Origin of the sequence: Phytobacter sp. SCO41, from assembly GCF_003073275.1 — a bacterium.
Lineage (GTDB): Bacteria > Pseudomonadota > Gammaproteobacteria > Enterobacterales > Enterobacteriaceae > Phytobacter > Phytobacter diazotrophicus.
Map to the genome: position 1 here is coordinate 2,749,356 of NZ_CP027225.1, position 23,912 is coordinate 2,773,267.

Below are 23,912 nucleotides of genomic sequence, written 5' to 3' on the forward strand. Positions count from 1 at the left end.
ATTACACAGGTGTATTTATCATGCAAATCCTACATATCGATTCCAGTATTACATTGGAAAATTCTGTTTCCCGTCAGTTATCTTATGAAGTTGTAAAAGCGCTAACGGAAAACGGACAGTGTGAAAATATTATTTATCGTGATCTGGTTAAAGACGAAATATCTCATTTAACGGGTGATATTGCTGCCGGATTCAGAGCAGTATCTGGCGCAGCGACCACACCTGAACTGGCCACTGAATATGCCCTTTCAGAAAAGATCGTCAACGAGTTTCTGACCAGCGATATGATTGTCATTGGTGCTCCGATGTACAATTTTACGGTCGCCAGCCAGTTGAAAGCGTGGTTAGACAGGCTCGCGCAACCTGGTAAGACGTTTCACTACACGGCAAATGGCCCGGTGGGGCTTGCGACCGATAAGACAGTGGTTGTGGCTTCTGCGAGAGGCGGTTTCTATCACAACACGCCCCTGTCAGAAATGGATTTTCAGGAACATTATTTGCGCCATTTCTTTGCTTTTCTGGGCATCACCCAGGTGAAATTTATTCGGGTCGAGGGGGCATCAAAAGGCGAAAATATTAAGCAGCAGGAAATATTGCGCGCGCTGAACGCTATTCCCCAACTTATTGACAGCATTACACACTAATAGGATCTCGCTATGTTATACGCCGTAACGCTGTATTATTTATGCTCTGAATCGGAGCTGGGTGCCCATATTGATGCGCATAAAAAGTGGCTGGTTGAGGGTATCAGTAAAGCAGGTGTCATCCTGGCCGGACCTCTCACAAGCGGTACCGGAGGGTATATTCTGTTTCACGGTGATAATGAAAAAGATATTTACGCGTATCTGGAAAAAGACCCGTTTGTCATACACAACAAGGTCACCGTAAATGTACTTAATATCGAGCCCATGTTGTGTTCAAATGCATTTCCTCCGCAATGGGCAGCAAATGCCAAGCTAATATAATGGAACAATAAGGGGGTTATTCCCCCTTTTATTGATGTCAGTCGCTGTGTGCGGCGTTACCCCCTTGCCCACCCTCTTTCTGTTGACTTAAATTGTAATAAGCGTACATTTCAGGACATGAAGACTTTCCTGATAATCGTTCCTGATGGCGGCATGTTGTTTGAAGCCGCCGGTATCGCCGACATCCTGATGCAGGCTAATCGTCTGCACGCACAAGACAGCCCGCAGCCGCGCTACCGCTTCTCTCTCGCTACGACCCAACCTCACCAGGTCATCCATGGTCAATCCGGGTTAAATCTGCTCGCTGATAGCCGTTTGCATGAAATCGACCCGCGTGAGCCCTGGGATACCATCATGATTACCGGACGCGGCGAGGATGAAGACGAAGGCACCGCGGTGGTCGACTGGCTACGCCTTGCTGCCCCCCATGCGCGACGGGTGGTCTCTATTTGCGGTGGCGCGATGTTGCTGGCCGAAGCCGGATTACTCAGTGGACGAAGAGCAACCACCCACTGGCGACTGCTGGAAACCATGCAAACACGCTTTCCTGACATCACCCTCGAAGCCGGTCCCCTGTATGTGCAGGATGGCCCTGTCTGGACCTCCGGCGGCGTCAGTTCGGGCTTTGACCTGACGCTCGCGCTGGTTGAAGACGACTACGGGTTTAGCCTCGCGCTGGAAGTGGCCCAGAATATGGTGATGTATCTGCGTCGTCCTGGCGGTCAGCTCCAGTTCAGCCGTTACAATTTGCAGCAGGCCAGTAGCGTAGGTCCCATCAGTGACCTGCAAAGCTGGATCCTTTCCCATCTGAACGAAGACTTGTCGGTGGACAAGCTGGCGGAACGTGCGGCGATGAGCCCGCGTAATTTTACCCGTGTGTTCACGCGCGAAACGGGTGCTCCACCGGCGCGTTACGTTGCCGAAGCACGCCTGGCCGCGGCGCGTAACCGGCTGGAACAAACCAACGAAACGCTGGACAAGATTGCCGCTGAGACCGGCTTTGGCAGCAGTATCAATTTACGGCGAATTTTCGAACGCCAGTTACACCTTACCCCTGGCGAGTATCGTCAGCGCTTCCACTGCCGCAAAATGGCGTAAAGTGATCCTTATTTGTCGTTTACGCCAAACTGCTGCCGACCTACAGTGATGACAGACATCGGATAAGAAGGAGTTCATCATGGTTAAGGTCGGCATTAACGGTTTTGGCAGGATTGGTCGTAACGTACTGCGTGCTGCGCTGGGCGATAAAGAAATTCAGATTGTGGCGATTAACGATCTGACGGACAGCAAAACGCTGGCGCATCTGTTAAAACACGATTCACTACTGGGCACCCTTCCCGTTCCCGTCGAAGCAGGCGAAGGCCAGTTAATTGTCGATGGTCAGGCCGTACGGGTGTTTAGCGAACGCGACCCGGCAAATATTCCCTGGCGTGACGTTGGCGTCGATATTGTGATTGAAGCCACCGGCTTCTTTACCGATCGCGAAAAAGCGGCGGTACACATCAGCAGCGGCGGCGCGAAACGCGTGATTATCTCCGCTCCGGGTAAAAACGATGACCTGACCATTGTGCTGGGGGTTAATGACCAGCAATACGATCCCACGCGCCATTTTGTTGTGAGCAACGGCAGTTGTACGACGAATGGTCTGGCCCCGGCCGCGCAGGTGCTACATCAGAATTTTGGTATCGAACATGGCCTGATGAATACCACTCACGCCTACACCAACAGCCAGGCCTTGCACGACCAGCCAGAAAAAGACCTGCGTGGCGCGCGGGCGGCGGCACTCTCCATCGTGCCGTATTCCAGCGGCGCGGCGAAAGCGCTGGGGAAAGTTATCCCGGAACTGGACGGACGCCTCACCGGTTATTCCTTACGTGTGCCAGTGCCGGTGGTGTCGATCGTTGACCTGACCGTGACCTTAAAACGCGATGTGACGGTAGACGAAGTGAACGCGGCTTTCCGCAACGCTGCCGAAGCCGGTCCGCTGAAAGGCATTCTGGGGTACAGTGACGAACCGCTGGTCTCCAGCGATTACCAGGGCGATCCGCGGTCGTCCATTATCGATGGGCTGTCGACACTGGTGATTGGCGGTAATCTGGTGAAAATCCTCGCCTGGTATGACAACGAGTGGGGCTTCTCTAACCGCCTGGTTGACCTTGCGAAAAAGATGGCACAGCGCGGGTTGTAATAACATCCGCATAAACGAAACCACGCTGCGGCGTGGTTTTTTCGTCTTATTACGATCAGAACGTCACGGGCGTGTTGACCCATAGCACTCTGGCGACCACGGTACCGATATTGCGGTAACCATGCGGGATCTGGCTCGGGAAATAGAACGAATCCCCCTGCTCCAGGGTCCAGACATCGTCTCCCAGACGCAGTTCCAGTTCACCTTCCAGCACATACCCCATCTCTTCGCCGTGGTGCTCAATCAGACCGTCACTGGCGACACCCGGCTCGATAATATGGATATTGCCCTGCAGCAAACCGCCCTTGTGATGCCAGGTCAGGTTCTCAAGCTCAATCCCCCCTTTTTTGCTGCGTTGCAAAAACCGTTTACGGTTACGCTGGGCAGGTTTCAGAACGGGCTGATCGGCAGTCCAGTCATCGGCCATCAGGTCGGCAATGCTGGTCTCCAGCGCCTTTGCCAGACGGTGCAGCATCGCCAGTGACGGCGAAGCTGCGTCATTTTCCAGTTTGGATAACAGACTTTCCGAGCATTCCACCTTTTGCGCAAGCTGCTTGAGGGTCATTTCCTGCACCAGGCGTGCGTGGCGCAGCCGCATTCCCAGCGGGGTTCCGGTAGATTTGATGTCAGCGTTTTTTTTCATCTGTCTGCTTCATTAAAGTCTGCCTGTGGCCTGCGTCGCGCAGGCCTGGCAAGAAAAATCATCCCACAACGATGAACTGAATTTCTTTCGGTGAGCAGCCGTTAATCGGCACGATGTCCTGTGGACAGGCGGACATCACGACCACGCAATCCAGCTCGGCACGAATCTCTACATAATCACCTGCTTTACTGACGGTGGGCAACCAGGAAATAGAATAATCAGGATTTACCGGCGTGTTCATCCATAAATTGAGCGGTTGTGGCACTTCGCGGGCGCGCAGACCAATCGCATTGAGCGCCATACGCATATTATCGGCGCAGCTATCGTGGTACTCCGTAATGCCCATGTTGGTGTAACGGTAGAGATCGCAGGCGGCAATCAGCGTGTCATGCACACCCGGTGAGGTATCGGTCAGCAGCGTCGCGATGGCGCGACGTTGGTTAGTCACCAGCACATCACCCGGCTGCGGGATGATTTTGTCGATAAAAGCACGGGTGTGCTCCATAGAGGCAAATTCGCTGAGATCGCTGCTGTTAAAAAACCATGTATCGCACACCTGGCTGCCAGGGGTGTTGATGATCTTAATCACCTGCCCTTTTTTCAGTAAAACGGCGCGTCCGCAGCGGGGTGGAATGGTATAAAGCTCATTGAATACCGGCGCGCCATCGGCTGAAATCGGCGAGGTTGCCGTCGGGTTGATCCCCAGCGCGTCGCCATTGTCTTTCTCGCAGCAGGTTGGGTAATGTGCAGTTGCAGTCATGATTTAACTCCTTCAAATGATTGGGATAGCTCAGTCAGCGCGCAGGCCAGCGTGCGGGCGCCTGCCGTCAGTGAGCGAGGATCGGTATATTCAGCCGGGTTATGGCTAATGCCTTGATGGCTAGGGACAAAAAGCATACTGGTCGGACAGTGTTCAGCCAGATACATGGCGTCGTGAAACGCACCAGACAGCAGCTCCATATGAGCGATATCCAGCGCATTTCCGGCCGCTTGCAGAGTGTGATTGATACCGGCGTCAAAGGTGACCGGCGCTTTGTTCAATAAAGGCTCGACGGTGACGTGTTCACTCGAAAGCGAGCTCATCAGCGCATCGAGCTGTGCCAGTTTTTCCGTCGATGGATGACGAAAATCGAGGGTAAAACGCACGCATGACGGGATGGTGTTGATGGCATTCGGCGTGACCTGCCAGCGGCCAAACGTCAGACGCAACGCGTCATCTGTTGCATCGCCCATTGCCTGCTCAATGTAAACAAGCTGCTCGCGGGCCAGAGTCATCGCATCCTGGCGCAGTGTCATCGGCGTGGTCCCGGCATGGGCCGATACCCCATGGCAGGTAACCTGATACCAGCGCACGCCCTGAATGCCTTTAACAACAGCCAGCGGCAAATTCCGGTTTTCCAGCACCGGGCCTTGCTCGATATGTAACTCCACGAAGCAGGCCATTTCGCGGTCAGGACGCAACGGGATCGACGCAAAGCGCGTCTGATGTTGTGCCAGCGCGTCGCGAAACGACACGCCATCCACGCCCATCACGCCAAGATGATCGGACAATCTCGCCGGGTCGACGAAGGCGCTGGATCCCATAGCTCCCGGCGCGAAGCGGCTGCCCTCTTCGTTGGTCCAGATAACCACTTCAATTGGACGCCCGGTGATAACCTGCGCGTCATTGAGCGCTTTCAGGCACACCAGCCCGGCTATCACACCGTAGCAACCGTCGTAGTTGCCACCGGATGGCTGTGTATCGATATGGCTACCGGTGACGACGGGTGAAACGGCTAATCGTCCCGGACGGCGGAAGAATAAATTGGCGGCGGCATCGCGGTAGACTTCGCAACCGAGCTTGCAGGCGAGATCAATAATCCACGCCCGTGCATCCAGTTCCACCTCGCTCAGCGCCTGACGATCCACGCCGCCATTCGCTAACTTGCCAAATTCAGCCAGTTGCGCCAGTAACTGATTCAGCCACGCCTCGTCAACCTGGCGGGCGACCCGTAAGCTCGTTTCCATCATGGTAATTTCTCCAGCTCTTCGGGTTGTAGCGGCCTGCGAAACAGCGGTGCGAGGAAGCTTTTCAGGCGCTCGCTTTTCGGCTGTGTGAACATCTGGCGCGGTGTACCGCTTTCAATAATGTGACCATCGGCCATGAACACCAGCCGTGACGAGATATGGGCGGCAAACGCCATCTCATGGGTGACCATCACCATGGTCATGCCCTGTCCGGCAAGGCTTCGGATAACGTCCAGCACCTCTTCTACACGTTCCGGGTCGAGCGCCGAGGTGGGCTCATCAAGCAGCAAGAGTTCCGGGTTCAGGGCCAGTGCGCGGGCAATGCCTACCCGCTGTTGCTGACCACCGGACAACCTCACCGGCCAGTCATCGGCTTTTTGCGCCATCCCGACGCGTCCCAGCGCGGCCATTGCCGCCGCTTTTGCCGCCTGGCGTGGCATCTTTTTGCCCAGCACCAGCGGTGCGGCGACATTCTCCAGCACCGTCATATGCGGCCAGAGATTAAACTGCTGGAACACCATCGACAGTGGCCTGCGCACGTCGGCAATCAGGCTGGCGCTGTCGACATGCGCGGGGCCACGCTGTGTCCCGGAATAACCGAGCAACTGCCCTTTAATCAGCACGTCGCCTTTGTCATAGGCTTCGAGAAAATTCATGCAACGCAGCGCGGTCGTTTTCCCGGAACCGGACGGGCCAATCAGGGTGACTATCTCACCGTGATCGACGCGTAAATTGATGTCATTCAGCACTACATGGTTTGCGAATGACTTGCCTACATGGCGCATTTCGAGCACCGGCGCAGAGGTATTGCTCACGTTATTCTCCGGTTCGTAGTACATGACTCAGTGTTCTTACGCTCAGGCTGACCCCCTGGGCCAGCAGCCAGTAGCTGATGATCAGCAGGGTGTAAGGCAGGATATAGCTGTAGGTATTGGCCACAATCTGACTCGTCGTCATGGTCAATTCCGGGACGGTAATAATTGACGCGATGGCGCTCTCTTTAATGGTCAGAATGAACTGATTACCCAACAGGGGTAGCGCAAAACGAACGGCCTGCGGCATCTGGATATGCCAGAAGCAGCGACGCGTAGAGATAGTGTTGGCGAGTGCCGCCTCGCGCTGCCCCGGCGGGATGCTGTTCCACGCGGTGCGAAAAATTTCACTGAAATAGGCGGCGCTATACAGCGTCAGCGACAGCAGCGTGGCCTCCGTCGCGCTCAGCATGATGCCAACAGACGGCAGGCCAAAGTAAATGACGGCAAGCTGCGCCAGAAACGGTGTGCCACGGATAGCCCAGACGTAAACGCGCCACAGGCGAAACATCAGGCCGCGTCTGCCACAGAGCCCATTGATGGCAAACCCCAACAACATGCCGCCGAACGCGGCACACAGGCTTAGCCACAGCGTTACCCCCAGCGCCTGAACGTAGGCAGGCAGGTATTGTGCGAGTTCAGTCATCGTTGTTCCCTCTGCCAGTGGCATTCCGCCTGGCGGCCCAACAGCGCCAGCAGGCTGGTCAGCAGTAAGTAGACCAGGGCGACGGCCAGATAGACCTGCAAAGGCTGGTAGGTGGACGACGCCAGTTGCTGCCCCACACGCATCAGGTCGGTCAGCGCAATCACCGACACCACCGCCGAGGCTTTGATCACATCAATCAGTTCGGAAATCAGCGAAGGCAGCGTTGTCCGGATAACCTGCGGCACCTGAATACGCCATAAAATCTGTCGGGGACTCAGCCCGCAAATGGCGGCGGCTTCCAGTTGGCCGGGGTGAATACTGGCGAAACCACTTTTGAGAATTTGCGATTGCCAGGCGGCTGTGTTCAGCGTTAAGGCCAGCGCGGCGGCCACAAAGCCGGGAATGTTGATACCCAACTGCGACGGCAAATAAAAGCAGAGCAGCAACTGCACCAGCACCGGGGTTCCCCGGAACAGACTGACCCATCCATGGGCCGTCATACGGTAAATGCGTAACGGGCTTGTCGACATCTGCCATACCCCAATACCCACCAGAAAACCGGCGACCATCGCCGTCAGGCACAGCGCCGCTGTCGTGAGCGCCCCTTGCGCCAGCATGGGAAGCCAGTGGATAAAGCGCGTTATAAAATCCGTCATTGTTGACTGCTCACAGTGCCGGTTCAGGCATTTCTGTCGCCGGAACGGTCATCGTGAAGCCGAACCATTTCTGTTGCAGTTCCTTCATGGTGCCATCGCGGTTGGCTTCGATAATCCCGTCGCTGATAAGCTTGACCAGGGATGCGCTGTCGGCATCTTTACGCCCTACCCAACCAAAGAAGGTTTGTGGCCCGATCATCTCCGGGAGCGTGGCAAACACGCCGGGACGGGTTTTGATTAACGGCCCCAGGTTTGAGAGCGACTGGGCAACGCCATCAAGTCGGCGAGACGCCAGGTCAGCATAGGCTTCATCAAACGCCACATACTGTTTGATCTCTTTAATGCCTGGTTTGCCGCTCGCGCGCAGCGCCTGGTCGAAGGATTGCAGCACCTGCAACTGACCGGAACCGGCCTGTGAACCCACGACTTTGCCGCTCAGGTCATCCGGGGTTTTGATGGCGTCGTCTCCCGCCCTTTTGAGCAGAGCAACGGTGGATTCCGCTACCGGTGCGGTAAAGCCGAAGTGTTCAATACGCTGTTTATTGACGGTAACGGCAGTGACCACGAAATCGAATTTCTTCGCATCCAGCCCTGGCAAGATGCCCTGGAAAGGCAGGTCCAGTTGTTTCACCTTCACGCCCGGCAATGATTTCGCAAGAATATGGTTCATCAGATCAACGTCGTAGCCGACGATCTTTCCGTTATCGACATACTCAAAGGGGGCGTATCGCGCTTCCGTGGCAACGGAGATCTCTTTGGCCTCTTTAATTCTTTCAAGCAGATCGGCGCTAAACGCCTGGGCGCAAAAAAGGCTGGCGGATACCAGTGTCAGACAGGCAGGTAAAGTCAAACGGGTCAGTGTCATGGCGTGCTCTCTGAAAGTAATTTGAACATCAGTAAAGTTACTTGAACGATATTAGAGGAGCATGAAACATGCCAACTGAGTCAGTGGCAACGATAAATTTCATAGAGTTTTGAAAAATAAGCGATATCTTACAGAGGTGTTACGCAGATGCGATCCCTGGCGGCTATCAGGGATCGGCGTGTGCACATTTGGTGTGCACGGGCATGGTGCTTTTGCTGCTTAAAAAGAGTGCAATGCGCGTTATCGATAACGTGAAATCAGCCCGGCTGACGGTGTGATTTTTCCCGTAACGCCAGCGCTTCATGGCGCTGTATGAAATCATTTTTGAGCTGGCTGTAGCGCTCAGACAGGTTTCCACTGTGTTCTGCCGCCTCGCGTTTTACCCTTTCGTATTCCTGAGCGATATCGCTATGCTGGCGCAAATAATCACGAAATGCCAGATGTCGTACCGTGTGCTGGCTGCCCGGCTCAAAGGCGTGAAGATGATGGGTTCGTTGATTCTCGCCTTTTACAAAATAGCGCCTGCCCGCAATACCATACTCACCTCGCGGCGTGTAACCCGCCTGGCGCAGGGTGTCGTTATGTTTATCCAGCAGATGTAACGAGGTCACTTCCAGCAGGATGTCGATGATGGGTTTTGCCGCAAGGCCGGGAACAGCCGTACTGCCAATATGGTGGATAGCGACAGGTATGTCTGATAACACGCGTTGTAATAATAACGCTTCTTTCTGATAGCGCTCGGGCCAGGAGGCATCACTTTGCTCGATAGAAATATGGCGTCCGGCCATCTTGTTCCCCTTAAGAGATTCGACGTTTACTGCCTGATGGTGAAGACCGGGTTGCTGGTCTTTCAGGCTGAATATTCATTGCTCTCCGCGCTGGCGGTAGAGACAATCCAGTCGCGGAATTTGCGACTCATTTTTTGGAGCAGCGCCGATTCGTCATAGACCAGATAATAGGCCAGTAGCGAATCAATGGCGACGCGCAACGGATTGATCAACAGCCCTTTTTTCAATTCATCACGAATAAGGGTGCTTCGAATAAGCGCAATGCCTTTCCCGGCAATCGCCGCTTCCAGTACGCCATTGGAATCAACAAATACCGGCCCTTTTTCCTCAATGGCATGCGCGATACCGGCCGCCTTAAACCAGACGGCCCAGTCCATGCGATGCTCATCATGCAGCAATGTGAATTGGGTCAGGTCCAGCAGCGAGGTAAGTGTTTGCCCATCGGGAATAAGCCCTGGACTGCATACCGGAAGAAGACGATCGTTAATCAGGCACTCCGCCTCCAGGCCCGGATAGTGCCCGGAACCGTGTCTGATAGCAAAATCAATCCCTTCGGTTAACAAATCCACCTGACGATTCGTGGTACTGATTTGCACCTCAACGCCTGGATTCTGCTTCTCAAACGCTGGCAGGCGCGGCAGCAGCCACTGAATAGCAAAGCCGCTGGTACAACTGACGGTAATGCTATTTTGCTTCTCTTCGTCCAGCAGACGCTGCGTCGCTTCGGATATCTGGTCAAAGGCCGGACGGATAGCGCGTAAATAAATGCGCCCTTCTGTTGTCAATTCCAGCGCCCGCGCGCCTCGAATGAACAAGCGTGAATGCAGCATCTCTTCGAGTTTGGACACTTGTTGGCTCACGGCACTGGGGGTAACGCATAACTCTTCGGCGGCCCGCTTAACACTCATGTGTCTTGCCGCAGATTCAAAGCACATAAGCGCATGTAAAGGTGGCAATTTCATCGTCGCCTCAATTCCATGATTTAGGAAAACTTAATTATAGAAGAAATCCTTGCTTGTCATGCCTCTGGCTAACGTTTTAGTTTTTCTGCCACCTTCTGATGAAACAAACAGGTATCACATGCGCCCTTCTGATTACGCAAGACTCTTCCTGCTGGCTGCCATTTGGGGGGCCAGTTTCCTGTTTATGCGCATTGCCGCACCCGAATTCGGCGCCGTCACGACCGCTTTTCTTCGCGTATTGTTGGGCGTTATCGGTCTTGCCGCCATCCTGGTCATGATGAAATCCCCCTTTCGTTTTGAGCAAAAATTTGGCGTGGCACTGCTGCTCGGGGTGATGAATTCTGGCCTGCCTTTTCTGATGTATTGCCTGGCGGCAACGCGCTTACCGGCGGGCTATTCTGCGATCCTCAATGCCACCACCCCCTTGATGGGGGCGTTGATCGGCTGCTTCTTTTTTGGCGAGACGCTGACACTACGTAAATGGGGAGGCGTGGTTTCAGGCATTGTCGGCATTATGATCATCACGACGACAGGTAAAACAGACGTGACCGCCAGCGTTGTCACAGGCGTTATCGCCTGCCTTGTCGCCACAGCCTGTTACGGACTGGCCGGTTTTCTGACGCGCCGCTGGATAAGCCAGCGCGGCGGGCTGGATCCGAAAATGGTCGCCTTCGGCAGCCAGCTCGGCGCCACGCTGTTTCTCTTGCCCTTCTTTGCCTGGTCAGTCGGTCGCGGCCCTGCCATTGGCTGGCTACAGGGCAATGTCTGGGCAAGCGTTATCGCGCTTGGACTCATTTGCACCGCGGTGGCCTACATTCTCTATTTCCGGCTGATTGCCGATATTGGCCCGCTGCGCTCATTAACTGTCACTTTTTTAATCCCCCCTTTTGCCGTGTTGTGGGGCTACCTCGTACTGGGGGAAACCCTGAGTGAGGGTTTTGGCATCGGGGCACTGATCGTCTGTCTTGCGGTCTGGATGATTGTCAGCCCTGGCAAAAGCGCCACGCAGTAACGTTTCAGGCTTTATCGACAGGCGCTAAGCAGGTACGGAAAAACGCATGTGCTTTTTCCTTCAATGCCGCCGATTGGGTAATATTTTTCCATACGCTGTTATGCCCGGCATTCGGGACAATAAAGAGCGTTTTCCATAGCGCCTCCATTGCGGCATTATGCAATTTCGCAGGGATTTCTTGTGGTATGACTTCATCGCGCTCTGCGGCGACAATCAGTATCTTCCCTCTGAAACCGGCAAGCAGCGGCCAGGCATCCGAGTCCTGCCAGCTCTTCTCCTGGCGGATTATCTGTGAAAAGGCCGGGCCGAAGTTTACCGTTGCGGCCACGGGGGTATAGACACCGGGCACGAGAAGAATAAGCGAGCGAAAATCCACCCGCGCACTGAGCTGTATGGCATTGTACGCACCCATACTGGAGCCAAGACAGCCGGTGAGCGGCACATTGAGGTGCGCGATGACCGCCAGCGCCTGCCGGGTGCGGCTTTCCAGCGAGGACTCACTCATCGAACCTGTCGATGCGCCATGTCCGAGGCAGTCAAAGGCGGTGGTCCCGTAGCCCATTTCATCGAGTAGCTGGCGGTAATGGGCGAAGACCTCCCGGTCTTTCGAACCGCCGTGGATCATTAATATGTGACCATTGCTGCCATAAGAGGAGTCGCCACGCAGGGTGTGTCCGGCAAAGGGAACGTCAAAATACTCTCTGTTTATCATCTGTTTGTGCCTGGATAGGTGAGCACGTCAGGCCGAGGCCGCAGCGAATAAGCCCGGCGTGGTGCCAAAGTGTGCGCGGAAGTGTTTTATCAGATGGCTTTGATCGAAGAAACCGACATCGCTGGCGACCTGCGATGCGCTTATACCACGGGAAAGCAGCCCTTTTGCTCTGACCAGGCGAATCTGCGTCAGATACTGGTGCACTGACAAACCGGTCATGGCCTGGAAGGTACGCATAAAATAGAACTCGCTTAAGCCCGCGACGGTCGCAATCTCTTTCACGGTCAGCGTTTGCGCGTAACTGCTATGCAGAAATTCAATGGCTTTGCGGATGTCGGCGCGCATCACATCCTGACGTGCACCTTTGACTGTCCGTTCACCATAATTGCCGATGAGAATATTGAGTATATGGTACATCACGCACGCTTTTTCCAGCGGGTCATCACTGGCATTGAGCACCTGGGCGGCATGCAGCATTCGTCGGGCAATCCGCGGGTCGTGTCGCATGCCCTCGGTACCAAAATTGACGTCTCCTCGCCCTTTCAGCACGGTTTCTGCGACGTCATTGATCAGGCTTTGCGACGGATAAAACGCGCAATAATCCCAGCCTTCATCGCGCTGCACCGCCTCGCCGGTGTGCACTTCGCCCGGCATAATCACCATTACCGTTCCCGCCGCCGCGATCCCTTTTTGTCGGCATATTCGGGTGCGCTGGGCGCCACGGGCAAATGCCGCAATCACAAACTCGTCATGGAAATGAGGCGGATAACTGTGCTCATAACATGAGGCCCGCAGGATCTCCATTCCTCCGTGCAGTTCATTATCACGCCACAACTTGATGTCATCCCGTCTGTTTTGCGTCACGTCTTCGTTCTCCAGCCCGCTCTACCGCCATTTTTTATAAATGCGCAGGATTTTACTATCGCGATTTTTCAGGATCCTTAAGATTGCACATTCGGACAAGAAAGAAAGGGAAAAGTGATGTTGATGAAGAGTGACGCCATGCGCAAGGATGACCCTACAGCCCTGTTTCGTGGCGGTGTTGCCGCTTGCCTGCCAACCATCCCCGGCTACTGGAGTATCGGTTTCGCCGCCGGTGCTATCGGCACGTTGTCCGGGTTTACCGTCTGGCAAACGGCGTTTCTGGCGACCGCGCTCTATACCGGTTCGGCCCAGTTTTTGTTTTACTCACTCTGGGCTGCGGGGGCAGAAATGGCTTCGGTGGTGCTGAGCGTGTTCCTGGTGAATCTACGCTACCTGCTGATGAGCTCGGCAATGAGCGTGTTCTTTCGCGAGCAGACAACGCTGCAGAAAATCGTGAGTGGCTTACTGTTGACCGATGAAACCTTCGGCGTGGCGGTTCAGCGCGGCGGCCATCAGGGAACGGTGCCCTTTGCCTGGATGTTTGGACTTAACCTGGCCGCGTGGCTGAACTGGATCCTCGCCTGTGTGGTGGGTGGATGCCTGGCCTCGGCGCTGCCACCTGCATTAATGGAAGGATTAAGTTTCAGTCTGGTATCGATGTTTATCGGTCTGGTGCTGATGATTTGGTTCGCCAGTCGGCAGAAAAAACTCGAAACGTTCAGCGTGGCAATAGCGGTACTCGTTACGCTCTTTGCCGCCGGTCATATGGAGTTAAGTGTCATTGTGATTGTCGCCGCTTCTCTGTCGGCAACACTGGCTACGGTATTGTTACGCGTGACGCAGAAAGGAGCGAAATAAGATGGAGCGAAATATTTTACTGACGATTGCGATCGCGGCCCTGGTGACGGCGCTGATGCGCACGGTGCCGATTTTACTGCTTTCCCGCTTTCGTCTGGCTCCGGTTGTTCAGCAGTGGCTGGGGTTTATTCCCGCCGCCATTATGGCTGCCATTATTGCGGCGGAACTTATCGAAAAACCGGCCCTGACCAGCAACGGAATAAGCATATCGTTACTGGCGGCTGCGATCGCCGCCATTACCGGGATTATCACGCGTGGGCTTTTTGCCACCGTTATTGCCGGGATGGTAGCCTACTCTGGCCTGCGCTATTTTTTCGGCCTGTAGTCACAGACTGATGCTGTAACGGACGACATCGCCCAGTTCCGCAACCTGATCATACAGTTTTCGGGCTGGGTTGTTTGTCCGGGTCACCCAGTAGAGTTTTGTCCAGCCGCTTTTTTCACCCTCCTGACGAATTGCCTCAATCAGCGCTCGTCCCGCACCGCGACCGCGCAGTTGTGCATCCACATAAAGGTCTTCCAGATAACAGATGGGCTTCGTGACCCAGGTACCTTCATGCATGACGCACAGGGCAAAACCCACCAGTTGTCCATCCATAACGGCGACACGGCATAACAGTGTGGATTCGGGGGAATGAATGCGCGCCCAGGTGGCGCGCGTAACGGCATCACTTAGCGTGCTGCCTGCAAAATCAAGATAGCCCTGCCACAGCACTGACCACATAGCATAATCGTCGGGTCTGGCCTCGCGTACTTCCACGTCCATTTTTTATCCTTTTGAAATATCATGCGAGGAGCGATAGTACGCCTGTTTTTCCCTGCAAGACAGTTCAGTTTTCCGGTAGCAGGCGTTGGCATACGTCACGTACAAACGTCCGTAACCAACGGTGTGCCGGGTCGCCTTCTGTTCGGGGGTGCCACAGTAGCGATACGGTGATCCCGCGTGTTTTCACCGGCAGTTCGAATACCGAAAGATCGGCGACCGCTGACCGATGAATGAGAAACGAAGCCGGAACCAGCGCCACCAAATCCGTCGCCCGGGCCACAGCCAGCGCAGCGGGAAAACCGGGAACGAGGGCTGCCACTTTGCGCGTAAGGCCAACCTCTGCCAGTGCGTCATCCACCGGGCCGGAAAGTGTTCCCCGGCGCGAGGCCACGACATGCTTCCATTCACTGTAATGTGACATTGTCACTTCTTTAAGCTGGGCCAGCGGATGCCCTTTTCGCACCACGCCGACGAACCTGTCGCGAAACAGCGCCTGGACGCGGATCTCCGGCCCCATCTCACCGAGCACGCCAATCTCAAGATCCACCAGCCCTTCACGTAAAGGATGCGGCGTTTTCTCCGGCTTTGCGGCAAAACGCAGAGTGATACCCGGTGCAATGGCCGCGGCTTCGGCAACCAGTGCCGGGCCGAACACTTCCACAAAGCCGTCGTTGGCACGCAGGGTAAAAAGCTGTTCATGGGTGCTGATGTTCAGCTCGGTCTGTGCCGGGCGCAGTAACGCGTGGGTTTCGAAAACCGCGTTTTGCGTACGCGCGCGGATCCCTTCGGCATAGGGCGTTAACACCATGTTGCGCCCCGCCCGCACCAGTAAGGGATCGCCGGTGGTCTCCCGCAGGCGGCCGAGCGTGCGGCTCATCGCCGAGGCACTTAGCCCCAGATGGCGTGCCGCACCCGCAACACTTTTTTCAGCAAGCAGAACGTCCAGTGCAAACAGAAGGTTCAGATCGGGTTCGGTCATCATATGTCCTGTATTGAGATAAGGCGTTTGGTGCAGGTTATAAGTGCAAATGCTGCGTCTTCCGCCCTGTATATCCAGTCATTATAGTGACCTCTCGCATCTATTTCGCAGAGGTTTTTTATGCATTTGTTCTCTGACCAGCCGGGTGATGAAGGACTGCCGGGACACGAACGCCGTCTGGCGATGGTGGCGGTAATGACCAGTACCACGATGGCTGTTTTTGACGGCTCGATGGTCAATATCGCCCTGCCACAAATTGCCCGTGTGCTTGAGGTTTCCTCCGGCGATGCGGTGTGGGTTGCCAATGGCTATCTGTTATCCGCCGCCATGACGCTGGCCATTTTCGCCGCACTGGCTCCCCGGACGGGCTTTCGTGCCCTCTTTGCCGCCGGGATAAGCCTTTTTACGCTGGCGTCTCTGGGCTGTGCGCTGTCGACCTCACTGGAGATGCTGGTGGCGATGCGACTGTTGCAGGGCATTGGCGGTGCCGCGACATTAAGTATTGCGCCTGCCATTTTGCGCTCCATTTTCCCTGGCCGTTTACTGGGGCGGATCCTGGGGATCCACGCCCTGCTCATCGCCGCCAATACGGCCATCGCCCCGGTGATCGGCGGTGCCTTACTCTCCTCCCTCGGCTGGCAATGGTTGTTCGCGATAAATCTCCCTTTTGGTGTCATCGCCCTGTTACTGACGCTGCGCGTGGTGCCTGTCCATCGCGTTATCATTCGCGGGCGCTTTGATGTTGCCGGCGCCCTCTTTTCAGCCATCATGCTGGGTGCCGTGATCATGGCCTCAAACGCCTTCTCGCGGCCCGGTGAAGCCGGGGGCTCGCTATTAACCCCGGCGATCTACGGGCTTGTTGCCGTTGTCTCGGGTATCGCTTTTGTTTACCGTCAGCGCCGGGCGGCACAACCTTTACTGCCACTTACGCTTTTTGCCTCTGCCCGCTTCTCTCTGGCCGCCTTAACTTCGCTCGCGTCGTTCGTCAGCCAGGGGATGACCTTCGTTGCGCTGCCGTTTCTGTTTCAGAGCGTTTATGGCTACAGCGCGTTTACCTCAGCACTGCTTTTTACCGCCTGGCCCGTCGGGATTGTGCTGGTTGCTCCCCACGCCGGACGGCTGGCCGATCGCTATGCCCCGGCCGTTATCTCCACTGTTGGATTATGCCTCTTTGGCGTCGGGCTCCTGTTGTTAGCGCTGTTGCCGGAAAACGCGCCGGTGTGGGATATCAGCCTGCGTGGTCTGGTGTGTGGGATAGGGTTTGGTTGTTTTCAAAGCCCCAATAACCGGGAGATGCTTGCCAGCGCCTCCCGGGAACACAGCAGCTATGCGTCGGGTATTCTCGCTATCATGCGCACGTTTGGTCAGTGTCTGGGGGCGGCTTTTATTGGCGTGATTTTGTCAGTTTACGCGCCGTCAGGCACGCTGCCCCAGGAGGCGTTCGCGGTACGTCTGGGGTTGTGGCTGGCGGCGGGCGCGACGCTGCTGGCGATCGTGGTGAGCGTCAGTCGTTTAAAAACCCGGCCCGTAATGTAAGTCAGATCTGAAATGCCGTTCGCAGAAGAGGCTGAACGGCATTTTTACCCTACTCACCCATAATAACAAACCGCGAGCTGGCAAAAGCCTCATAGACATGCTGATTAGGGAATGGCGGGAAAGTGGCTTTTTTTGCCGCACTGATCAGCGCCTCACAGTAGGCTTTATTCCCATCACGCGACTCGACATTGTGAAGCTTGCCATCGTAAGCAAAATCCATGTGCAGTCGGCATTTTTTATTCTTCCAGGCGTGGCGGTCGGCTAACTGGGATTCAATAGCATCTTTTATGGCAAGTGCCTGTCTTCCGTATTCATCCGGGTCGGTATAACGTCCGGAATCGCAGTCGCTCAGCGCGATCGTTTTATGGCAGTTATCCGGATGAAACGGTGTACACCCGGCAACCGCACCCGCCAGGACGACGAGCATCAAAATGTTTTTCATTTCCTTCCCGCTAAAATCATTAATTAAATTTAATTATCAGTAAGTTATTTTATTTGACTGGCGAAAACATAGCATGATTTATGGCAGCCCTGCACGGGGCTTCCGTCTATTTAAAACTCTCAAGCGCACGTTTTTGCTTCCCTTTGCTATCGAAATTCTTCCGGTTAAGCCAGGCTTCGAGCGCTGCACGCAGCGGAGGCCATTCACTGTCGATAATGGATAGCCAGTCGGTATCGCGATTGCGCTGCTTGCGGGTCATCACCTGGCGAAAACGGCCTTCAAACGTGAACCCGATGCGCTCAGCGGCGCGTCGTGAAGCGATATTCGTTGAGTCGCAGCGCCATGCCACCCGGCGATAACCCAGCGCGAAGGCCTGGCTCAGCAATAAATAGAGCGCTTCTGTACCCATCACGTTGCATTGCATCAGCGGGGACCAGGTCACATGGCCGATTTCAATGGCCCCGTTAACGGTATCAATCGCACTCCAGCACACCACGCCGCAGGCACGATTATCGGTGCAGTTGATGACGGCATATGGCACCAGGCTGTCATCCGCAATTTTGTGAGCGATCCAGGCAGCCGTCTCTTCGCGCGTCTGTGGTTTATTTGCGCCCAGCCATGTCCAGTCCCGATCATCTTCTGCCAGCGAAAAAGCCTGGAAAAGCGCATCGCAATGGTTTGAGTCGAGGGGCGCTAACTGGCAGTACTGGCCGGTAAGCGCGACGCGTGCAGGTTTGGCAACGGGTTGCCAGTCTGGCAGCGCAAAACCGACCTGCTGACCGTACTGGTTAATTTGCGTGGTGTTCGTCATCAGTGACATCCTTGATTAAGCGACAGATTTTTACCCTATCTTTCATTTTTTTATCGCGGCGTGCATTAACGATTACGGCATACTGTTAATAATGGCGCAATATTGCTCGATGATTATGTCGCCCTTCTGATGCCGGGTCTGGAGAACATCACGTGAGATATTATCCCCTTTTGCGACTTGCGCTTGTGTTAAGCATACTGGTGCCAGTGGTTAGCCTTGCCGCTTTACCCGTCGGGCCGCAGGTCGGCGACCAGGATTTATCCCCGTTTTACCGCTGGAATAGTGCGCTCCCCGATAAACCCGGCGTTATGCTGCGTGAAGAGCCCATGAAACACCAGCCGGAGATCGCTGCGGCACAATCGCGGCGCATCCTCTATACCTCCCGCGACGTGCGCTGGGATGCCGGTATTGTCCCCGTGAGCGGGACGCTCTATTTTCCGCAAGGCAGAGCGCCATCAGGCGGCTGGCCGCTGGTTGCCTGGGCACACGGCACATTGGGTGTCGCTGACACCTGCGCCCCCTCCTGGACAGGACATGCACCGCGCGACGCGAGCTACATCAATAAATGGTTACAACAGGGGTTTGCCGTCGTCGCAACGGATTATCAGGGGCTTGGCGGGCCGGGGCCGCACCCTTATCTGATTTGGCAAGCCGAAGGACGCTCTGTGCTTGATAGCGTCCGCGCGGCGTTGCAGGCCCACCCGCAGCAGCTCGCTAATCGCCTTGTGATAACCGGGCAATCACAAGGCTCGGGGGCCTCACTGGGTGCAAGCTATATTGCCCCGGGCTACGCGCCGGAACTCAAACTACTGGCGACCATTGCCACCGGTCTGGTGGCGACATTCCCTGACGGCCCCGTTGCGGCGGGTGACGGGCGAATTCATGGCACACCACCCCGCCAGGAAATGTTACGCCTGATCGGAGGTTCGCTGGCGGATGATGCGCCAGCGTCTGAATCGCTGGTGACAAACAACGGGGCAAAGCTGCTGGCACGGGCCAGGGTTTCCTGCATGCCTGAACTCGGGCATGTTCAACGCCGCCTGCACCTGAATGCCAACAATGCGTTTATTGGCGGCAGCGAGCGTATCACCTCTGTGTTAAAACCCGTCACGGATATGCCATCAGCACGCTTTACCGCGCCGCTGTTTCTGGCGACCGGTCTGGCGGATCGCACGCTGTCGCCCTATCACCAGTATGCCGCCGTGGCGGCACTGTGCGCGGCAGGTAACCCGCTTGAATGGAAAACTTATCAGGGCATCACCCATAACGGCATTGTGAATACCGCGTTTGCAGATGAACTCACCTTTGTTCAGGCGGTGCTGGCGGGTAAACCGCGACCGGACAGTTGTGGGACGTTGGTTGTACCGGGCAAGGCCCAGCCCGCACTAAAGGATATCTTGTATAACAATTGATTTTTTAAGCGCCGCCGTTTCTGAGAGAATGGCGGCGCTCTACAATACGGCCCCAACTGGTAACACCCTAAAAAGGATGCCTTATGTTTTTACGCGTAACGACGGAAGTCACTGAGCAAGAACAAAACGAGTTACTGGACGGTTTACGGGAGTTTAATCGTCCCTTTCTCCGCAATCGTGAATGGGGACCTGTTGGCGTCTTTTGTCGTGATGTAAACGGTAAAATGACCGGCGGATTGATTGGCACGTGTAAAAGCGAATGGCTGTGTATCAGCTATTTATGGGTTAGCGAAACCCTGCGCGGTAGCGGGCTGGGTACAGAACTGATAAAGGCCGCAGAGAAAGAAGCGGTAAAACAGGGTTGCCAGCAATCACTGGTGGATACGTTCAGCTTCCAGGCATTAGCGTTTTACCAAAAGCAGGGTTATGTACTGCAGATGACGCTGGATGACTTTCCGGAAAAAGGCATCCAGCGCCATTACCTCACCAAGACGCTGGCCAGCCTGTAATCTTTAGAGGGCCTCCGGGTTGGCAAGCGCCCGGTCCCTGCCCTGAATTTTTGCCATATACAGCGCCTTATCAGCCCCCTCTTTCAGGCGATTCGCGTCATCTTCATTACCGCTGCCGATCAGGGAAAAACAGCCCGCACTGATGGTGACGACTTTGTTTGTCGCCCCCGATTCGACGTGCGGAATTCTTGCGCTGCGCACCGCCGTCACCGCCTGACGAGCAACAAACAGCGCGGCTTCTGGCCCGGTATCCGGCAAAATGATCGCAAACTCTTCGCCTCCGTATCGGGCAATCAAATCGGAATTACGCAGTTTGAGCTTCTGGATGACTTCGCCCACCGCGCGCAGGCAGTTATCGCCCGCCACATGGCCATAGAAGTCGTTATAGCGTTTAAAAAAGTCGATATCGAGCATCACCAGTGAAACCGGCTTTTTACTCAATGAAGAGGCTTTCAGGCTTTGGCTCAAAAACAGATCGAACTGACGGCGGTTGGCAAGCCCGGTTAAACCGTCGGCCAGCGCCATCAGTTGCAACGTGTGGTTGATGCTGGTCAGCTCATCACGCAGTTCCGCCAGTTCGGTCTGATTACGCACATTCATTCGCACCTGGCGAAAAACGATAATTCCCATGAGTAAGGTGCCGAGCAGCAACATGGCATTAAGCACCAGGTCCGGCAAACTGTCCTTCAGCCAGCGTGACCAGAGTGCCGGTTTGTCATAACCGGCGGCCACGACCAGCGGATAACGTTCAAGGCGCGCAAAGCCATAGATGCGCTCGACGTGATCCAGCGCTGAAACCCAGGTTGCATTACCGCGATCTTTTTTCGCCAGTTCACGGGTAAAGAGCGGGCTCGCTGAAAGGTTGCGGTTAATGACATCATCCGGGAAAGGACGGACATACAGCGCCGTACCGTCAGTGATCATTAAGGCCAGCAGATCCCGGTTTTCCAGTTCGAAATAGCTATAAAAGTGACGGAAGTAATCTACCCGGATGGTGGCGAGCACTACGCCAGCAAAACCGCCTGCGGAATCGCTGATGCGCATGGATACGGGAATCACCAGATCGCCTGTTGAACGGCTCGAAATTACCCGTCCGATATGAATGTTGTTATGCCCGTTACGCTGATGATAGTTAAAATATTCGCGGTCGCTGCTGTTGGTGACCATCGGGAGCCGGCCAAGCGCCGTGGCTTTCATATTTCCCTGCGCATCATAGATGAACAATCCGTGCAGTTGCGGCAAGCGCTCTTTCAGCTCAGCTAACAGCACATCGAAGCGACCGGCATCCAATGTCGAAATACTGTCTGCCGGTATGGTCCGGCGAATATCACGCAGCGCCAGCTCTGTTTGTAAAACGGTATCTTCTGCCTGACGCGCCTGGGAAACGGACAAGTTGATAGCATTACGTTCCATATCCTCGACGGCACGATTCCAGGAGCGGGTCAGCGTCCAGCTACTGGTCATCACCCCCGCCAGTAATAATGCGGTCATGAAAAAAGTGATGCTACGTCCAAGGGAGGAATCCAGAGCCAGTGCGCCTGAAATATGTTTATTGATGTTCATTTTTTCCCCGTGCTTCACATCCCGTTCTTTAAGTTAAGCATGAAAATACGATGATTTATAAGCAAAATCATGTTGCGCTAAGGATGAACTGAGATGTCTCGCGCTATCATCAGCGAGTGAAGTGTCTTCTTATAATGAAATAAAACCTGTTAGATGACGTTATTAAAAGGATATATCCGGCGCTGCTTCGCGTTGGCTATTCAGCCATTAAGATGACACTGGCGACATAAAAACGAGAATGACCTGATCGTATTCTCCCGTCTCTTTATGTCGCCCCTGCTTAACGTTTTATGCGCTGCGGCCAGTTAATAGATGAGACACCGTTGAGTATCGGGCGGGCAAACAGGAAACCCTGAAAACGCTCAATCCCGGCGGCTTCCAGCCAGCACCACTCTTCCACTTTCTCGACGCCTTCGGCCACTACGGTAATTTGCATCTCAGCACAGCAATCGATAATCGCTTTGACGATAGCCTGCTTCGGGCCGTGCATATGGATATCGGTGACGATGCTGCGGTCAATCTTGAGTTTGTCCGGCTGAAACTTGGCAAGCAGAGACAACCCCGCAAACCCGGAACCAAAATCGTCGATCGCCAGACCAATTCCCGCCGCACGTAACTGACGAATAGCTGAGGTAAATTCGTCATAGCTGGAAATCATCTCATCTTCTGTCACTTCAACAATGACCTGCTCAGGATCGAGTTGATTGCGTTTAATGTGATCCAACAAAATGTTCACGGCGCCGGGTATCTTTACCAGTGACATCGGCAACAAGTTGATGGCCACCTTGTGATTTCCAATCCCCAGACGCCGCGCCATCGCCAGTGCCCAGCCTTTTGACGCCAGGTCTGCCTCGTGCAATTTATGTTCGGGAATGGTTGAAAAATAGTCCTGCGGGCTTCCACCATCCGGCCCACGGATTAACGCTTCGAGTGAGGATATATTGCCGCGCGCGGGGTCAACAATGGGCTGAAACGCAAACTGACAGGGTTGATTATGTAGTATGGGAACGTTCGCCAGCTCAAACGGCGGAAGTGTGGTATTCAATCGCCAGCGTTCAGCGGGGTAATTTAAAACGTGTTTTGACGGAAGCGGTGACGCGACAAAATTGCGAATAAATTTATAGACGCGATCATTGCGCGCAAGGTGGTATTTTAATCTGCCAAATTTAATCACCATGCGCAGTACTGCGCTCGGTCTGGTATTTCTCAGGTCAAACAGTACCAGCCCCTGGTCAAGGAAGCGGCGATGTGGCGCAAAATCACGCATCAGCTCTACGACGTGTGCATGACGAACATCTTTGTTGATACGTTCAAAAACCGCGTTGACTGCAGAGATGGGGCCTTCCAGTACCTGTAAAAACTGTCTGCCATCAAACAGCAACACACCCGTCACCTGCAGTGCCGTATTCCGTAGGCTTGCCTGCTGTACAAGCCCAGCCAGTTGCGAAGGATCCAACGCATAATTAAGCCGGCTACGATAGATCAAAGTCGCTAACACTGAGTACTTCCCTCAAAAAAATATCCACACAAAAACTGCATGAATAGACGCAATGGTAATAGTGTAACAAGGAAGCTCAAATTCCGTTCACTGATTAAAGCCTTTTCTGTGCCTGTTATCGTGGACTAGCCCACCCACCTTGAGAAACTGCCTAACCTACAGATAAACATTTTAACCGCTCACCAGCAGACTTTTAGCTACACTTTAGTATGTACTATATATCCACCAGAAGATTTTGATCTGATAATGACAAAAATATTACAGTTTTGCGAATATATTAGTCTGCTATGTTAATGTTTCTATTTTTGATCGCTTATTTTCTATGCTTTCCTGTATTTCCCGCCTTTAATTTGCATTAAGTCTTGTTTTTCATCCTGGTGAAAAACATCATGACATTTTTCTTTTGCAAAATCATAAC

The 23,912-nt window shown here is 54.4% G+C and carries 27 protein-coding genes; 10 read left to right on the forward strand and 17 right to left on the reverse strand.

Annotation, left to right across the window (positions count from 1 at the left end; all coding sequences use genetic code 11):
• The first annotated feature begins 20 nt into the window (after window positions 1-20).
• The 4 genes from C5523_RS13375 to gap all read left to right on the forward strand — a co-directional run bounded on the left by C5523_RS13375 (window position 21) and on the right by gap (window position 3,153).
• Complete coding sequence (locus tag C5523_RS13375; protein WP_108701306.1) at window positions 21-644, forward strand: FMN-dependent NADH-azoreductase; 624 nt, start codon at window positions 21-23, stop codon at window positions 642-644.
• A 12-nt stretch (window positions 645-656) separates the two neighbouring features.
• Window positions 657-965 (forward strand): YciI family protein, encoded by a 309-nt coding sequence (locus C5523_RS13380; RefSeq protein WP_039079022.1) that lies wholly within the window; start codon window positions 657-659, stop codon window positions 963-965.
• A 117-nt stretch (window positions 966-1,082) separates the two neighbouring features.
• Window positions 1,083-2,063, forward strand: coding sequence for a GlxA family transcriptional regulator (locus tag C5523_RS13385; protein ID WP_108701307.1), 981 nt, complete (start codon window positions 1,083-1,085; stop codon window positions 2,061-2,063).
• A gap of 79 nt (window positions 2,064-2,142) precedes the next feature.
• Window positions 2,143-3,153 (forward strand): type I glyceraldehyde-3-phosphate dehydrogenase, encoded by a 1,011-nt coding sequence (gap, locus tag C5523_RS13390; protein ID WP_108701308.1) that lies wholly within the window; start codon window positions 2,143-2,145, stop codon window positions 3,151-3,153.
• 55 nt (window positions 3,154-3,208) lie between these two features.
• Here gap and C5523_RS13395 read toward each other — a convergent pair whose 3' ends face one another.
• From C5523_RS13395 to gcvA, 9 genes are all read right to left on the reverse strand, one after another.
• Window positions 3,209-3,796, reverse strand: coding sequence for a cupin domain-containing protein (locus tag C5523_RS13395; RefSeq protein WP_039079025.1), 588 nt, complete (start codon window positions 3,794-3,796; stop codon window positions 3,209-3,211).
• A 58-nt stretch (window positions 3,797-3,854) separates the two neighbouring features.
• The gene (locus C5523_RS13400; RefSeq protein ID WP_108701309.1) at window positions 3,855-4,556 is read right to left on the reverse strand and encodes a DUF1989 domain-containing protein; all 702 of its coding nucleotides are present in this window, start codon (window positions 4,554-4,556) and stop codon (window positions 3,855-3,857) included.
• Complete coding sequence (locus tag C5523_RS13405) at window positions 4,553-5,806, reverse strand: M20 family metallo-hydrolase (RefSeq protein ID WP_108701310.1); 1,254 nt, start codon at window positions 5,804-5,806, stop codon at window positions 4,553-4,555. Before C5523_RS13405 ends, C5523_RS13400 begins: the two co-directional genes overlap by 4 nt.
• Complete coding sequence (locus tag C5523_RS13410; RefSeq protein ID WP_304596242.1) at window positions 5,803-6,588, reverse strand: amino acid ABC transporter ATP-binding protein; 786 nt, start codon at window positions 6,586-6,588, stop codon at window positions 5,803-5,805. Before C5523_RS13410 ends, C5523_RS13405 begins: the two co-directional genes overlap by 4 nt.
• A 31-nt stretch (window positions 6,589-6,619) precedes the next feature.
• Window positions 6,620-7,261, reverse strand: coding sequence for an amino acid ABC transporter permease (locus C5523_RS13415; protein ID WP_039079028.1), 642 nt, complete (start codon window positions 7,259-7,261; stop codon window positions 6,620-6,622).
• The gene (locus C5523_RS13420) at window positions 7,258-7,917 is read right to left on the reverse strand and encodes an amino acid ABC transporter permease (protein ID WP_108701312.1); all 660 of its coding nucleotides are present in this window, start codon (window positions 7,915-7,917) and stop codon (window positions 7,258-7,260) included. The genes C5523_RS13415 and C5523_RS13420 overlap by 4 nt, the downstream gene beginning before the upstream one ends.
• Window positions 7,918-7,927: 10 nt before the next feature.
• A complete protein-coding gene (locus tag C5523_RS13425; protein ID WP_039079030.1) occupies window positions 7,928-8,782 on the reverse strand; it encodes a transporter substrate-binding domain-containing protein in 855 nt (284 codons plus the stop codon).
• A gap of 257 nt (window positions 8,783-9,039) precedes the next feature.
• Window positions 9,040-9,570: a GrpB family protein gene (locus C5523_RS13430; RefSeq protein ID WP_108701313.1), complete on the reverse strand. Its 531-nt coding sequence runs from the start codon at window positions 9,568-9,570 to the stop codon at window positions 9,040-9,042.
• A gap of 62 nt (window positions 9,571-9,632) precedes the next feature.
• On the reverse strand, window positions 9,633-10,532 hold the full coding sequence (gene gcvA, locus C5523_RS13435) for a transcriptional regulator GcvA (protein WP_039079032.1): 900 nt from the start codon (window positions 10,530-10,532) through the stop codon (window positions 9,633-9,635).
• 118 nt (window positions 10,533-10,650) lie between these two features.
• Between gcvA and C5523_RS13440 the strand changes: the two genes are divergently transcribed.
• Window positions 10,651-11,544, forward strand: a complete 894-nt coding sequence (locus C5523_RS13440) for a DMT family transporter (RefSeq protein WP_039079033.1) — start codon at window positions 10,651-10,653, stop codon at window positions 11,542-11,544.
• 4 nt (window positions 11,545-11,548) lie between these two features.
• On the opposite strand, the gene C5523_RS13445 is transcribed toward C5523_RS13440, so the two are convergent.
• Both C5523_RS13445 and C5523_RS13450 read right to left on the reverse strand, forming a co-directional pair.
• The gene (locus tag C5523_RS13445; RefSeq protein ID WP_108701314.1) at window positions 11,549-12,256 is read right to left on the reverse strand and encodes an alpha/beta fold hydrolase; all 708 of its coding nucleotides are present in this window, start codon (window positions 12,254-12,256) and stop codon (window positions 11,549-11,551) included.
• 27 nt (window positions 12,257-12,283) lie between these two features.
• On the reverse strand, window positions 12,284-13,120 hold the full coding sequence (locus C5523_RS13450; RefSeq protein ID WP_223878789.1) for an AraC family transcriptional regulator: 837 nt from the start codon (window positions 13,118-13,120) through the stop codon (window positions 12,284-12,286).
• A gap of 117 nt (window positions 13,121-13,237) precedes the next feature.
• Between C5523_RS13450 and C5523_RS13455 the strand changes: the two genes are divergently transcribed.
• Complete coding sequence (locus tag C5523_RS13455) at window positions 13,238-13,978, forward strand: AzlC family ABC transporter permease (RefSeq protein ID WP_052249251.1); 741 nt, start codon at window positions 13,238-13,240, stop codon at window positions 13,976-13,978.
• A 1-nt stretch (window position 13,979) separates the two neighbouring features.
• Window positions 13,980-14,303 (forward strand): AzlD domain-containing protein, encoded by a 324-nt coding sequence (locus C5523_RS13460; protein WP_039079035.1) that lies wholly within the window; start codon window positions 13,980-13,982, stop codon window positions 14,301-14,303.
• Here the strand turns inward: C5523_RS13460 and C5523_RS13465 are convergent, their stop codons facing one another.
• Window positions 14,304-14,744, reverse strand: a complete 441-nt coding sequence (locus C5523_RS13465) for a GNAT family N-acetyltransferase (protein ID WP_108701316.1) — start codon at window positions 14,742-14,744, stop codon at window positions 14,304-14,306. It lies immediately after the preceding gene.
• A gap of 64 nt (window positions 14,745-14,808) precedes the next feature.
• On the reverse strand, window positions 14,809-15,723 hold the full coding sequence (locus C5523_RS13470; protein ID WP_108701317.1) for a LysR family transcriptional regulator: 915 nt from the start codon (window positions 15,721-15,723) through the stop codon (window positions 14,809-14,811).
• 120 nt (window positions 15,724-15,843) lie between these two features.
• On the opposite strand from C5523_RS13470, the gene C5523_RS13475 reads away from it, so the two are divergent.
• Window positions 15,844-17,259 carry an MFS transporter gene (locus C5523_RS13475; protein WP_108701318.1) on the forward strand — a complete coding sequence of 472 codons (1,416 nt, stop codon included), beginning with the start codon at window positions 15,844-15,846 and terminating at the stop codon, window positions 17,257-17,259.
• Window positions 17,260-17,308: 49 nt separating this feature from the next.
• Here the strand turns inward: C5523_RS13475 and C5523_RS13480 are convergent, their stop codons facing one another.
• Window positions 17,309-17,701 carry a cell envelope integrity TolA C-terminal domain-containing protein gene (locus C5523_RS13480; RefSeq protein WP_108701319.1) on the reverse strand — a complete coding sequence of 131 codons (393 nt, stop codon included), beginning with the start codon at window positions 17,699-17,701 and terminating at the stop codon, window positions 17,309-17,311.
• Window positions 17,702-17,807: 106 nt separating this feature from the next.
• Window positions 17,808-18,512: a GNAT family N-acetyltransferase gene (locus C5523_RS13485; protein ID WP_108701320.1), complete on the reverse strand. Its 705-nt coding sequence runs from the start codon at window positions 18,510-18,512 to the stop codon at window positions 17,808-17,810.
• A gap of 152 nt (window positions 18,513-18,664) precedes the next feature.
• On the opposite strand from C5523_RS13485, the gene C5523_RS13490 reads away from it, so the two are divergent.
• Both C5523_RS13490 and C5523_RS13495 read left to right on the forward strand, forming a co-directional pair.
• Window positions 18,665-19,924 (forward strand): lipase family protein, encoded by a 1,260-nt coding sequence (locus C5523_RS13490; RefSeq protein ID WP_223878790.1) that lies wholly within the window; start codon window positions 18,665-18,667, stop codon window positions 19,922-19,924.
• An 83-nt stretch (window positions 19,925-20,007) separates the two neighbouring features.
• Complete coding sequence (locus tag C5523_RS13495; protein ID WP_071194184.1) at window positions 20,008-20,433, forward strand: GNAT family N-acetyltransferase; 426 nt, start codon at window positions 20,008-20,010, stop codon at window positions 20,431-20,433.
• 3 nt (window positions 20,434-20,436) lie between these two features.
• Here the strand turns inward: C5523_RS13495 and C5523_RS13500 are convergent, their stop codons facing one another.
• Together C5523_RS13500 and C5523_RS13505 are read right to left on the reverse strand one after the other, a co-directional pair.
• Complete coding sequence (locus C5523_RS13500; RefSeq protein ID WP_103245617.1) at window positions 20,437-21,996, reverse strand: sensor domain-containing diguanylate cyclase; 1,560 nt, start codon at window positions 21,994-21,996, stop codon at window positions 20,437-20,439.
• 280 nt (window positions 21,997-22,276) lie between these two features.
• Window positions 22,277-23,494 carry a diguanylate phosphodiesterase gene (locus tag C5523_RS13505; protein ID WP_039079043.1) on the reverse strand — a complete coding sequence of 406 codons (1,218 nt, stop codon included), beginning with the start codon at window positions 23,492-23,494 and terminating at the stop codon, window positions 22,277-22,279.
• Window positions 23,495-23,912: the final 418 nt, after the last annotated feature.